This window comes from Sneathiella sp., from assembly GCF_036844445.1.
GTDB lineage: Bacteria > Pseudomonadota > Alphaproteobacteria > Sneathiellales > Sneathiellaceae > Sneathiella.
On sequence record NZ_DAIUFV010000003.1, the window covers coordinates 79230 to 91233 of the forward strand.

Genomic DNA, 12004 nt, shown 5'->3' on the forward strand with positions numbered 1-12004 from the left:
TTCCTGTTAACGATATTCGTCAATAATTTATAAATTCGCCCCGGATATGGTGCTTGTGTTGAACCGGTTGCTGGTTTACTAAAATACGGTATTCAGACAAAATATAGATGTTCTGTAAGCGGCGATAACAATTGCTGGGGGCGATGAAAACGTGTCAAACGTGACGGTGACGGTAGAGAAGACAACTCCGGAGAAAGAACAGCCGGCCCGCGCGCATATTATCGTGGTCGGAAATGCCAAGGGCGGATCGGGCAAATCGACCACTGCCATGCATGTCATCATCTCGCTGCTGACCATGGGCTTCAAGGTCGGCGCGATCGATCTCGACGGCAAGCAGAAGACCCTTGGCCGCTACATCGAGAATCGCCAGAACTACATCACCAAGCGAAAGCTCAACCTGCCCATGCCGTCGCTCCGGGTGATCGAGCCGAGTCTCAAGAAGAATATGGACGAGGCGCAGTCTGACGAACGCTCGCGCTTTGTCGCCGCGCTGCAGGAGCTGGTCTATGAGAACAACTTCGTCGTCGTGGACTGCCCGGGCGCGGACAGTTTTATCTCCAAGCTCGGCCATTCCTTCGCCGATACGCTGCTGACCCCGATGAATGACAGCTTTATCGATCTTGATCTGCTGGCAACGGTCAACGGCTCCAACCTCGAGGTCGAGAAGCCGAGCTGGTACAGCGAAATGGTCTGGGAGCAGCGCAAGCGGCGCGCCCTGATCGACAATCATAAAATCGACTGGGTGGTGATGCGCAACCGCCTCTCGCACACGGACGCGCATAACAAGCGGCATATCGAGAAGATCCTCAACAAGCTGGCCCAGCGGATCGCATTTCGTGCCGCGCCGGGCTTTGGCGAGCGCGTGGTGTTCCGCGAGCTGTTCCTCAAAGGGCTGACCATGCTCGATCTCAACAAGAAGGGCGTCGGCGTCAAGATGTCGATGAGCCATGTCGCCGCGCGCCATGAGCTGCGCCACCTCATCAAGGCGCTTAACCTGCCGGGCGTCGAGGAGCGGGTAGAGAAGCTTTAACGCCGAGGCGCGGCGTGGAACGATAGCCCCTCGCGCCTAATCAAAAATTTACCTTTTTCGCATATTCTCCCGATCATGGAGACTGGCAGCGCTATTGCCCGGCGGGGCAGGCCGGCCGATCTCGCAATCAGGGAGGAGCCTGTGAGCCGCTTTATTCATTTCGCCGGTGATCTTGTTCTGTCGCGTGCGGCATCCCGTGCGGCATTTTTCGCAATGCTACTCCTGCTTTCGCTCGCAATTCTGCTGATGCTGCCGCGGACCGGCGAGGCGGCGCCCGAGACGGTCTGCTTTGATCGGGCGGCACTGATTGCCCATCTCAACGGAAAATTCTCGGAAACGCCGATTGCCGCGGGTCTTGCCGCCAACGGCAGCATGGTCGAGGTCTTCTCAAGCCCCGAGGGGGACACATGGACCATCGTCCTCACGGGGCCGGACGGGGCGACCTGCGTGATGGCATCAGGCGAATCCTGGATTGGCGTGACGCTTCCCAAGAACGACAAGATCAGCTAGCGCGCGTCCATCGCCTGATTCTCTAACTCCCTCTCTCGACGTGTCATCGCCGGTTCATGCCGCGGCGCTGCGCGTGAAATTTGCGTCTATGCAGATGTTTCAATTCAGCATAGCTTGTGCCATGAACCTGCAACAGGCAGGACGTAACAGGGAAAACAAGGAGAACAGGAATGATTGGTTACGTGACGCTCGGCACGAATGATATCGAGAAATCAACCGCCTTTTACGATGCTCTGCTCGGGGAGATCGGTGCGAAGCGGATTATCAGCTCGGACCGGATGAGCATGTGGAGCGTGGCGCGCGGCCAGCCGATGCTCGCGGTGATCAAACCCTATGATGGAAAGCCCGCCGTTGCCGGAAACGGAACGATGCCGGCGCTCGCCATGGACAGCAGCGAGACCGTGAAGAAGATGTATGAAAAGGCCATCTCGCTCGGCGCAACCGACGAAGGGGCGCCGGGGCCGCGCCAGGACGGGCGGATGTATTTCGGCTACGTCCGTGATCCCGAAGGACACAAGCTCGCCTTCTATACCTACACCGCCTGACGAGGGCCGCCTGCGGGCGCGCCGGAATTACAACGCCGGCGCGTCCACATTGGCATCTTTAAGGGCCGTCTGAAGCTGCGCCTTCAGCCGCGCGAGGCCGGCCTCATCGCGCGCTTCACAGCGGGCGACCAGCACCGCCTGCGTATTGGATGCGCGCAGCAGCCACCAGCCGTCTTCCGTCATCACCCGGACGCCGTCAATATCGGTGAATTCCGCCCCATTTTTGGCAAGCGCGTCACGGATTCGCGCAACGGCGTCGAATTTTTCCTCATCGGGGCATTCGAACCGCAGCTCCGGCGTATTGACCATGCTTGGCAGGTCGTCGCAGAGCGCCGCGAGGCTTTTCTCGCCCGTGCTGATGATATTTAGAAGGCGGATAGCAACGTAAATCGCATCGTCATAGCCGTAGAAATGATCGTTATAGAAGATGTGGCCGCTCATCTCTCCGGCGAGCGGGGCGTTCACTTCCTGCATCTTCGATTTGATCAGCGAATGGCCGGTGCGCCACATGATCGGCTCGCCGCCGGCCTTGCGAATGGTATCGAACAGCACCTGGCTCGCCTTCACATCGGCGATGATGGGCGCGCCGGGGTTATCCTTCAGCATGTCCTGGGCGAGAATGGCGAGAAGTTGGTCGCCCCAGATGATCCGGCCGAGATTGTCGACAACGCCGATGCGGTCGCCGTCGCCATCAAAGCCGATGCCGATATTGGCGTCTATCCCCTTGACCGCCTGGATCAGATCCTGAAGGTTTTCGGCGACAGTCGGATCGGGGTGGTGATTGGGGAAAGTGCCGTCGATCTCATCGAACATCAGCATATGACGGCCGGGCAGTTTCGCGACCACCTGGCGGAGCGCTTCGCCGGTCGCCCCGTTGCCGCAATCCCAGACGACGCTGAGATCCTTGCCGGGGGTGAAATCGCGGAGCAGGCGGGTAACGTATTTTTCCATGATCGGATGCTCGATTACTTTGCCGCTGCCCGCCTCGAAGGGGCCGCTTGCGGAAAGCCTGCCGAGCTGCTGGATCTGTTCCCCAAAAAATGACTTGCCCGCCAGCATCATCTTGAAGCCGTTGTGGGTCGGCGGGTTATGCGAGCCGGTGACCATGATGCCGCCGCCGGTGCCGAGCTCATAGGTCGCGAAATAAAGCATCGGCGTCGGCCCGAGCCCGATGTCATAGACATCAACGCCGGTTGACGTAAGGCCGCGGATCAGCGCGGCTTTCAGCATCGGCGAGGTGGTCCGCCCGTCCATGCCGACCGCGACAGAATCCAGCTTCTTCTGCTTCACCAGTGTGCCGAAGCTGCGTCCGATGGCCTCCGCATCCTTTTCAAAGACGGTTTCATTGACGATACCGCGGATATCATATTCACGAAGAATGGTCGGTTTGAAGACATGCTTGCTCATGGGTCAGGTTGCTTTCTGAGGGGGGCAGGAAAATTCGTGTGGCCGGCCGATGCTGGTATAATTGAAACCGTGCCTCGCCATATCATGCGGATCATAAACATTCCGTAAATCGACAATAACCGGCGCGCGCATCAGCGCTTTCACACGGGCCAGATCAAGGGCGCGGAATTCGTTCCATTCGGTGATGACGACGAGTGCGTCCGCCGTCTCGACGGTCGCATAGGAGCTCTCGCAAAGCTCGATATCGGGCAGCAGCTTGCGGGCTTCGGGCATGCCTTCGGGATCATAGGCGCGAATGCGCGCGCCCGCGTTGATCAGCGAGGGGATGATGGCGAGGCTCGGGCTTTCGCGCATATCGTCGGTATTCGGCTTGAAGGTGAGGCCGAGGATGGCAATGGTCTTGCCCGCGACGCTGCCGCCGCAAGCCGCGATTACCCGCGCCGCCATCTCCTGTTTGCGTTTCTCGTTGATGTCGATGACGGTGTCGACAATGCGTAGCGGCGCGCCGGCGGTAACCGAGGTTTCGAAAAGCGCCCGCGTATCCTTCGGAAAGCAGGAGCCGCCGAAACCCGGCCCCGGGTGCAGGAATTTCGCCCCGATGCGCCGGTCAAGCCCGATGCCGCGCGCGACGTCATGCACATTCGCGCCGACTTTTTCGCAGAGATCGGCGATCTCGTTTATGAAAGTGATCTTGGTCGCAAGAAACGCGTTGCCCGCATATTTCGTGAGTTCCGCGCTCTCAAGGCTGGTGAAGAGAAGCGGCGTCTGGATGAGCGAGAGCGGGCGATAAATATCCGCCATCACCTTTTGTGCGCGCGTCGCCAGCGTCCCGACAATAATCCGGTCGGGGTGCATGAAATCCTCGATCGCCGCCCCCTCGCGGAGGAATTCAGGGTTGGAGACAATATCGAAATCGGCATTCGGGTTAGCCTCGCGAATGATCCGCGCAACCTCGCGGCCGGTGCCGACGGGAACGGTCGATTTCGTCACCACCGCCGTATAGCCGCGAAGCAGCGGCGCAATCTCCTTCGCCGCCGCATAGACATAGCTGAGATCCGCCTGCCCGTCGCCGCGCCGGCTTGGCGTGCCGACGGCGATGAAGATGGCATCCGCGCCGTCGACGGCGCCTTTCATGTCGGTATCGAAGCGGAGGTAGCCTGACCGCCGGTTCTTCTCCACCATCGCTTGAAGGCCCGGCTCGAAGATCGGGATCTCGCCGGCATTCAGGCGGGCGATCTTCTCCTCGTCCATGTCGATACAGATCACGTCGTGGCCGAATTCCGAAAAGCAGGTGCCCGAAACCAGCCCGACATAGCCGGTGCCTATCACGGCGATATGCATTCAGCTCTCTCCGTCAGTTGTAACGCGGGAAGATATACTACAGAGTTGCGGCAATTTTTTTGACAATGGCGAGAATATCATCCCGCATGTCGGCGCGGTTGAGGGCGAAGGCGATATTTGCCTCCAGAAAGCCGATCTTGTCGCCGCAGTCATAGCGCGTTCCCTCGAACTTCATGCCGTGAAACGGAATATCGCCGAGCATCGCGGAGAGCGCGTCGGTGAGCTGGATCTCATTCCCGGCGCCGCGCTGCTGGGTTTCGAGAAGCGCGAAGATCTCGGGCTCCAGAATATAGCGGCCGATGACCGCCATGTTGGACGGGGCGTCCTTGGGCGCGGGCTTTTCGACAAGCCCGTTGATGGTGACGAGATTGCCCTTTTCCTCGCCCAGGCTCAGGATGCCATAGCGGGAGGTATGCTCATGCGGCACTTCCATGACCGCGAGCATGTTGCCGCCGCCCACCTTCTCGCGCGCCTCAACCATCTGCGCGAGGCAGGGAGTATCGGCGAGGATCAGGTCGTCGGCAAGGATCACTGCAAAGGGCTCGTCGCCGACCAGTCTTTTTGCGCACCACACCGCATGGCCGAGGCCGAGCGGCTCCTGCTGGCGGATATAGGCAATGCTGCCGGGCTTGGGGACGCTCGCCTGCAGCTCTTGCAGCAGGCCTTTCTTGTTGCGTTCGCTAAGCACGCTTTCCAGCTCGTAGGAATGATCGAAATGATCCTCGATCGTCGCCTTGCCGCGACCGGTGACGAAGATCAGATCCTCGATGCCGGCGGCGCGGGCCTCTTCGACCGCATACTGGATGAGCGGCTTGTCAACGACCGGCAGCATCTCCTTCGGCATTGCCTTGGTGGCAGGTAGAAACCTTGTGCCGAGCCCGCCGACAGGGAACACGGCCTTGCGTATTTTTTTTGACATATTACCCGGTGCTTTCCATTAACTTCGTAAAATTTATGACATTTAGCCTGCGACGATAGCAAGCGCGTTTTTCAGCGTTTGAGGAGAAAATCCTTTGCCTGATTAAGTTTTGCGGCCATGTAATCCGAGCCGTTATGGTCGGGGTGAAATTTTTTCATGAGCCGCCGGTGGGCCGCTTTGATGTCCGCAACACTGGCGCTCTCGTCGAGTTCGAGGATGGCGAACGCTTCGGCCCGGGTCATGCCGCCCGATGACGAACGGCTTTGCTGGCGGGAGTGGCTGTTCTCGCGCGTCTCCTCACCGGCTGCGTCAAATTCCTCGCCAAATTTGCGGCTGATGAAGCTTTCGACGATGGTGATCGTCGGCTCATCATCCTGCACTTCGCGCAGAAATGCGCCGATCTCAGCGCGGCTGAGGGCGGAGAGACGGCGGCCCTCAAACTGACCTTCGAGGATCGTCGCGTCCATCTCGCCGCTATCATGATCGAGGCGCGCCGCGAGGTAGCGGGTGCGCACATCGGAGGTTTGTCCTTCCGACGGCTGACGGCTGCTGAAAAGCGGTTTGTCGCGGAGAAAGAAAAGCGCCGCGAGCACGAAGGGCGGCGCGTAGGAGAAGCGACCAGTGAGGATAAAGAAGCCGGCCGCGACGGAGCAGACGAGCACCGCGCCGATGCGAAGGCCCTTCAGGATCTTGGCCGGTTCCGCATTCGCGAGCGCCTGACTGCCAATGATCAGGGCGACCAGCAATGTAACGCCGAGGATGAAGAGTGCGAGCATCGGCGTTACTTGATCTGGTCAAGCAGCAGCGTGGCCTCGCCGCCGGCTTTTCTGCTGAAATCACTGAGCGCCGTGCGCCCGCCCGCCGCATAGGCCGCAACGGCGCGCAGCAGCGTACGGAGCATCGCGGCACTCGCGCTGTCGAAGCGGCAGTACGCGCCGCCTGACAGCTTGGCGATCTGGCGAAAGCAATTCTCGGCAATACGGTCATGACCTTCCTGAAAGACAAAGACCGGCACTTTCAGCATGCCGAGCTGACCGGCGAGATGGCAAAGGGCGTCCGCATCTTCCTCCATGCAGTCGCCGACATAAACGAGGGCATTGATGCGTTCCTTCTTTGTCTCCTTGAGGGCGTGCTTCAGGACCCTTTCGATCTGCGTGTGGCCGCCGAGGCAAAAGACACGCGACATCGGGCGGATCAGCGCCTTGCTGTCCGCGGTCCAGCGGGTGGCGCGAAACTCTCCAAATCCGCGAAAGAACGCGACCTGAAGCTCCAGCCCGCCGATTGCGGCCGCTTCCTCGAACATCTCATGCTGCAGGTGGCTGGCGCGGTCCCATGTCGGCTGGCGGCTCGCGGTGGCATCGATGGCAAAGATCAAACGGCCGTTGCTCCCGCCTGCGCGCTGCGCCGGCGTTGCGGCGACCTTGCGCAGAAACTCCGCCACTTCGTCTTTGGCGGACGGGGCGGGGGCAATTTTGCCGGCCGGTGCTTTTATATCTTTTGCCAAACCCTGACATCTCCTGACGCAAACACTGTCTAACTAGATAGGAGGATTAGTGGAAAAATTCAATTAACGAGCAAGAATGTACAGGCCGGTGACGGGAGCCTGCGGTGGGCAAAAGCATCCGCCAATGCCGGCCGGCCGGATCAGAGCTTGCCATGCTAGACCATCTCGGTCATAAGGCAATTCTGATGTTCTGTTATCGCGGCGATCCGATCCCCGTTCGCGGCGATGTCCACAAGCTTTCGCGCGCTGCGGTTTCGGTTTCAGATGACGCTCAAACACTTCTTCTCACTTCCCGGTCACCGCGAGACGTGGCGCATCGCCTGGCCGGTCATCCTGTCGAATTCATCGGTGCCGTTACTTGGCGCGGTTGACACTGCCGTCGTCGGCCATCTGCCGGACGCACATTACATTGGATCGGTCGCCATCGGCGCGATGATCTTCAGTTTTCTCTACTGGGGGTTCGGATTCCTGCGCATGGGGACGACCGGCTTCATCGCGCAGGCGGTCGGACAGAAGGATGGCGGCGAGGTCCGGGCCGTGCTCGCCAGGGCGCTTCTGACGGCGCTGGTGATCGGCGTGCTGGCGTTGCTCTTTCAGCATCTCGTTCTCTGGTTCGCCCTCGATCTGATCAAGGCATCGGGGGCGGTGGAAGCGGGCGCCCGCGATTATTTCTTCGCGCGGATCTGGGGCGCGCCGGCGGTCTTTGCCAACTATGCTCTGATGGGATTTTTCATCGGCGTCGGCAATACCCGCGCCGCGCTCATTGTGCAGATCTTTATGAATGCGCTCAACATCCTTCTCGATCTTGTTTTTGTCCTCGGCTTCGGCTGGGACGTGACGGGCGTCGCCGCAGCAACGGCGATATCGGAGATGCTGGCGCTCGTGCTCGGCCTTTATCTGGTGCGGCGGGAGCTGCGCCGGATCAGCGGCGGCTGGCACCGTGCGGCGATCCTCTCCCTGTCGAAAATGCTGCGGCTTCTCTCGGTCAATTTCGATATCTTTATCCGCACGATCCTGCTGATCACGGCCTTCGCGTGGTTTACCGCGGCCGCGGCGGAGGAGGGGGACGTGACGCTCGCCGCGATTGCCGTGCTGATGAATTTCGTGCATTTCATCTCCTACGGCCTCGACGGCTTTGCGTTTGCCGCCGAGGGGATGGTCGGCGTCGCGATCGGCGCGAAAAAAGTCAGTCGCCTTCGCGAGATCATCCTGATCACGAGCTTCTGGGCGCTGGTGGTGGCGATCCTTTACGCGCTCGTCTATCTTATCTTCGGGCCGCTGGTGGTCAATCTGCTGACCAGTATCGAGGAGGTGCGCCTCCGGGCGTATGACTTCCTGCCCTGGCTCGTCGCGATGCCGCTCATCGCCATCTGGTCCTACCAGATCGACGGCATCTTTATCGGCGCGGTGCAGTCCAAAGAGATGCGCAACGGCATGATCATCGCATTCCTCGCCTATTTGCTCTGCATGAAGGGATTCGGCGCGCTTTGGGGGGCGCATGGGCTCTGGGCGGCGCTGATGGTCTTTATGGCGACACGGTCGCTGGCGCTGGCCTTCTTTTACCCGCGCATCGAACGGCGGGCGCGCGAGCAGCCTTAACTACTCTGCGCTGCGGCGGCGGAACTTTTCAATTGCCGTATAGACAGGCGGCACAATTGCAATGATCAGCGCAATGCGGATCACATGCATGGTCGAGACGAAGGCGACATCGATGCCAAGGGCGAGGGCAACGAGGGACATCTCGGCAAGCCCGCCGGGGCTGAAGGCGAGGACAATGCCTGCGCCGCTGACGCCGATTGCATCGGCGAAGGCCCAGGCGAAGGCGGCGGCAATGCCGACCATCAGCGCGGTCGAGGCGAAGCTGAGGGCGATGACGTTGCGAATGTCCGAGAAGCGGGTTCCGAGAAAGCGCGCCCCCATCGCCGTGCCGATCACGAGCTGCGCGGCGTAGACGAGGATCATCGGCGGGGCGACATCGGTGATGCCCGCCATCTGGACGAACGCCGTGGCGGCGAGCGGCCCCATCAGGTGATAGGCGGGCAGGCGGCAGAGGCGGCCGCCGATATAGCCAAGCACCGCCGCTAGCAGAAGCCAGCCGTCGCCGATCAGGTCGTTGAAATTGCCAAACAGCGGCGCCATCTGCGCGCTGCTGTCAAATCCGCCGCTAAAGCGAAAGATCATCGGCACGGTCATGACGAGGATGAGGATGCGTGAGGCATGGATGAGCGCAATGACCGAGCCGTTACCGCCTCTCTCCTGACCGATTTCATACATCACATTGATACCGCCGGGCGCGGCCGAGAAATACGCGGTCACCGGATCCAGCCTGCCAATGCGCCGGTAGAAGAGATAGACGAGGATCATCGAAATCACGATGCTGATCAGCAGGAGCGCAAGCCCGCCGCTCCAGCGGGTCATGGCGGCAAGCGTATCGGTGGAGAAGCCGCAGCCCAGCATCACGCCGAGAATGGCTGTCATGATTTTGCGGAACGTCTCGTTGACCGAAACATCGCGCCCGCGGAGCGACGCAACGGTCGCGATACACATGGCGCCCAGCATCCAGGCGAGAGGAAAGTTCAGAACGAAGAAGATCGCGCCGCCGATCGCGCCAACAAAAAGTGCGAAAGCGGTCTGTTTCAAATCCTTCATTTACGGGTGCCTATCAAAAAACTCTCGCATGGCGGAATGCGTCACTCATCGGGCCAGGCGGCGCGCATCGTTGCAGCAGCAACCGTTGCATAGCATGTTGATCGCGGTGGGAAAAGAGAGCTCTCGCGCATGGGAGATCTGCAGCGGGAGCCGGACGCGCGGGTGTTCGTAGTCGGCGGGACGATCCCGCCCGCCGATTTACAAACAGATGAAGCCCTGCGCGCCGGCGGGCGATGCCGTGCAGAGATGTCATGCAGGTCGTCTTACCTGCCGAGCTGCATCCCGCCATCGACGATCATCAACTCACCGGTGACCATGCTGCTGCCTTCGATGAACATCAGCGCGGCATCGGCGATATCTTCCGGCTGGCAGACGGCCCTGAGCGGAGTGCTGTTTTTCAGCTTCTTCTTGGCAAGCTCATATTTCTCTTCGCCATAGCCGCCGAGCAGCCAGCGGGTTTCGATAAAGCCCGGGCAGACGGCGTTGACACGGATTTCCGGGCCGAGCGCGCGGGCGAGCGCCTTGGTCATCGAGTTAAGCCCGCCCTTGGAGGCGACATAGGCGATGGAGGAGCCGGTGCCGTGCGTGCCGGCGATCGATGAAATCATGACTACGGCGCCTTTGCCGGTCTCTTTCATGTAAGGAGCGACGGCGCGCGTCATCTGGTAGGGGCCGATGGTGTTGACGGCGAAAATTTCGTGGAAATCCTGGGCGTTCAGCCCGTCGAGATCGTTATGGGCGACGAATTTCGTCCGCCCCGCGTTGTTGACGAGCGCGTCAATCCGGCCCCATTTGTCATAGGCCGCCTTGGCCATGGCGCGACAATCCTCGTCCTTCGAGACGTCGCCCTGGAAGAGCAGGGTCTCGACGCCCGTCGCGGCGCAGGCGGCTTCGGTCTCCTCCGCCTCTTTCAGGCTTCTTGTGTAGTTGATGACGACGTTGTAACCGCGGCTTGCAAGCGCGAGGGCGATCGCCGCTCCTGCTCCGGTCGCGGAGCCGGTGACGAGGGCGACCTTGTTCGCTGATGACATGACATATCCTTTGTTCTTTTGTTTTATGTTATGCGCGACAGACTACAGAAGAACGCGTCTAATATAAAAGGGAAATTTGCCTTGTCGCGCGTCCGCCCCGACATATTTCGGCGCTGCCAGTCCTCGGCAGTTGTTATGCAGCCCGCTTGGCACTAAAGTTACGGGAACGGACCGCAAGCAGGGGAGCAGACGGTAAGATGAAACCCGACGTAAAGGCGTTTTTCCACAAACCTACCTATACGGTGAGCTATGTCGTCGCCGATCCCGAAAGCCGCAAGGCGGTGATTATCGACAGCGCGCTTGACTATGATCACGCCGCCGGCTCCACCGCGACGACCACCGCGGACGAGATTATTGCCTTCGTGCGGGAACAAAAATATTCCATTGAATTTATATTGGAGACGCATGTTCACGCCGATCACCTGACCGCGGCGCCGCATCTGCAGCGGCAGCTTGGCGGCCGGATCGGGATCGGCGCGCGCGTCAGCACCGTCCAGTCGACATTCAAGAAGATCTATAACTTCGGCGATGATGTGGCTGAGGATGGCTCGCAGTTTCATGTGCTGTTTGACGACGGCGAGATTTTTCATGTTGGGGGCCTGCGGATCGAGGTCATGGCAACGCCCGGCCATACGCCCGCCTGCATCACCTACATCATCGGTGATGCGGCCTTTATCGGCGACACGCTGTTTATGCCCGATTATGGCACGGCGCGCTGCGATTTTCCGGGCGGCGATGCGCGCATTCTCTATCGCTCGATCCGCAAGATCCTCGCGCTGCCGCCCGAGACGCGGCTTTTTCTCTGCCATGACTATGCGCCAAACGGGCGGGAGTATTTATGGGAGACAACCGTTGCCGAGCAGCGGGCAAAAAATATCCATATCCATGACGGCGTGAGCGAGGATGAGTTCGTCAAAATGCGGACGGAGCGGGATAAGACGCTCTCCATGCCGGCGCTGATTATTCCCTCGATCCAGGTGAATATGCAGGCCGGTCACCTGCCGCCGCCGGAGGAGAACGGCATCGCCTATCTGAAAGTGCCGCTCAACGCGCTTTAGCCGCGCGCGG

12 protein-coding genes are annotated in these 12004 nt (G+C 60.1%); 5 read left to right on the forward strand and 7 right to left on the reverse strand.

Annotation, left to right across the window (positions count from 1 at the left end; all coding sequences use genetic code 11):
• Nucleotides 1-160: 160 nt before the first annotated feature.
• From V7Z56_RS07080 to V7Z56_RS07090, 3 genes are all read left to right on the forward strand, one after another.
• Nucleotides 161-1030 carry a division plane positioning ATPase MipZ gene (locus tag V7Z56_RS07080; protein ID WP_334128676.1) on the forward strand — a complete coding sequence of 290 codons (870 nt, stop codon included), beginning with the start codon at nucleotides 161-163 and terminating at the stop codon, nucleotides 1028-1030.
• Between the two features lie 141 nt (nucleotides 1031-1171).
• On the forward strand, nucleotides 1172-1540 hold the full coding sequence (locus tag V7Z56_RS07085) for a hypothetical protein (protein WP_334128677.1): 369 nt from the start codon (nucleotides 1172-1174) through the stop codon (nucleotides 1538-1540).
• A 170-nt stretch (nucleotides 1541-1710) separates the two neighbouring features.
• Nucleotides 1711-2085, forward strand: a complete 375-nt coding sequence (locus V7Z56_RS07090) for a VOC family protein (RefSeq protein ID WP_334128678.1) — start codon at nucleotides 1711-1713, stop codon at nucleotides 2083-2085.
• Nucleotides 2086-2112: 27 nt separating this feature from the next.
• On the opposite strand, the gene pgmG is transcribed toward V7Z56_RS07090, so the two are convergent.
• The 5 genes from pgmG to V7Z56_RS07115 form a co-directional block, all read right to left on the reverse strand.
• Nucleotides 2113-3492, reverse strand: coding sequence for a phosphoglucomutase/phosphomannomutase PgmG (gene pgmG, locus V7Z56_RS07095; protein WP_334128679.1), 1380 nt, complete (start codon nucleotides 3490-3492; stop codon nucleotides 2113-2115).
• Nucleotides 3493-3495: 3 nt separating this feature from the next.
• Nucleotides 3496-4833 (reverse strand): UDP-glucose dehydrogenase family protein, encoded by a 1338-nt coding sequence (locus tag V7Z56_RS07100; RefSeq protein ID WP_334128680.1) that lies wholly within the window; start codon nucleotides 4831-4833, stop codon nucleotides 3496-3498.
• 37 nt (nucleotides 4834-4870) lie between these two features.
• Nucleotides 4871-5752, reverse strand: coding sequence for a UTP--glucose-1-phosphate uridylyltransferase GalU (galU, locus tag V7Z56_RS07105; protein ID WP_334128681.1), 882 nt, complete (start codon nucleotides 5750-5752; stop codon nucleotides 4871-4873).
• 71 nt (nucleotides 5753-5823) lie between these two features.
• Nucleotides 5824-6528 (reverse strand): DnaJ domain-containing protein, encoded by a 705-nt coding sequence (locus tag V7Z56_RS07110; RefSeq protein WP_334128682.1) that lies wholly within the window; start codon nucleotides 6526-6528, stop codon nucleotides 5824-5826.
• A gap of 5 nt (nucleotides 6529-6533) precedes the next feature.
• The gene (locus V7Z56_RS07115) at nucleotides 6534-7256 is read right to left on the reverse strand and encodes a hypothetical protein (protein WP_334128683.1); all 723 of its coding nucleotides are present in this window, start codon (nucleotides 7254-7256) and stop codon (nucleotides 6534-6536) included.
• Nucleotides 7257-7520: 264 nt separating this feature from the next.
• Here V7Z56_RS07115 and V7Z56_RS07120 point away from each other — a divergent pair, with 264 nt between their 5' ends.
• Nucleotides 7521-8855 carry an MATE family efflux transporter gene (locus V7Z56_RS07120; protein WP_334128684.1) on the forward strand — a complete coding sequence of 445 codons (1335 nt, stop codon included), beginning with the start codon at nucleotides 7521-7523 and terminating at the stop codon, nucleotides 8853-8855.
• Here the strand turns inward: V7Z56_RS07120 and V7Z56_RS07125 are convergent, their stop codons facing one another.
• Both V7Z56_RS07125 and V7Z56_RS07130 read right to left on the reverse strand, forming a co-directional pair.
• Entirely contained in the window at nucleotides 8856-9905 is a 1050-nt protein-coding gene (locus V7Z56_RS07125; RefSeq protein ID WP_334128685.1) for an AbrB family transcriptional regulator, read from the reverse strand.
• A gap of 263 nt (nucleotides 9906-10168) precedes the next feature.
• Complete coding sequence (locus V7Z56_RS07130; RefSeq protein ID WP_334128686.1) at nucleotides 10169-10936, reverse strand: SDR family NAD(P)-dependent oxidoreductase; 768 nt, start codon at nucleotides 10934-10936, stop codon at nucleotides 10169-10171.
• 197 nt (nucleotides 10937-11133) lie between these two features.
• On the opposite strand from V7Z56_RS07130, the gene V7Z56_RS07135 reads away from it, so the two are divergent.
• Nucleotides 11134-11994 (forward strand): MBL fold metallo-hydrolase, encoded by an 861-nt coding sequence (locus V7Z56_RS07135; protein ID WP_334128687.1) that lies wholly within the window; start codon nucleotides 11134-11136, stop codon nucleotides 11992-11994.
• Nucleotides 11995-12004 lie beyond the last annotated feature (10 nt).

What these genes read in the sequence shown, in the direction of transcription:
- V7Z56_RS07125 (WP_334128685.1), bottom strand. Translation starts at nt 9,905, where the DNA reads ATGAAGGATTTGAAACAGACCGCTTTCGCACTTTTTGTTGGCGCGATC.
- galU (WP_334128681.1), bottom strand. Translation starts at nt 5,752, where the DNA reads ATGTCAAAAAAAATACGCAAGGCCGTGTTCCCTGTCGGCGGGCTCGGC.
- V7Z56_RS07130 (WP_334128686.1), bottom strand. Translation starts at nt 10,936, where the DNA reads ATGTCATCAGCGAACAAGGTCGCCCTCGTCACCGGCTCCGCGACCGGA.
- pgmG (WP_334128679.1), bottom strand. Translation starts at nt 3,492, where the DNA reads ATGAGCAAGCATGTCTTCAAACCGACCATTCTTCGTGAATATGATATC.
- V7Z56_RS07120 (WP_334128684.1), top strand. Translation starts at nt 7,521, where the DNA reads ATGACGCTCAAACACTTCTTCTCACTTCCCGGTCACCGCGAGACGTGG.
- V7Z56_RS07090 (WP_334128678.1), top strand. Translation starts at nt 1,711, where the DNA reads ATGATTGGTTACGTGACGCTCGGCACGAATGATATCGAGAAATCAACC.
- V7Z56_RS07110 (WP_334128682.1), bottom strand. Translation starts at nt 6,528, where the DNA reads ATGCTCGCACTCTTCATCCTCGGCGTTACATTGCTGGTCGCCCTGATC.
- V7Z56_RS07135 (WP_334128687.1), top strand. Translation starts at nt 11,134, where the DNA reads ATGAAACCCGACGTAAAGGCGTTTTTCCACAAACCTACCTATACGGTG.
- V7Z56_RS07100 (WP_334128680.1), bottom strand. Translation starts at nt 4,833, where the DNA reads ATGCATATCGCCGTGATAGGCACCGGCTATGTCGGGCTGGTTTCGGGC.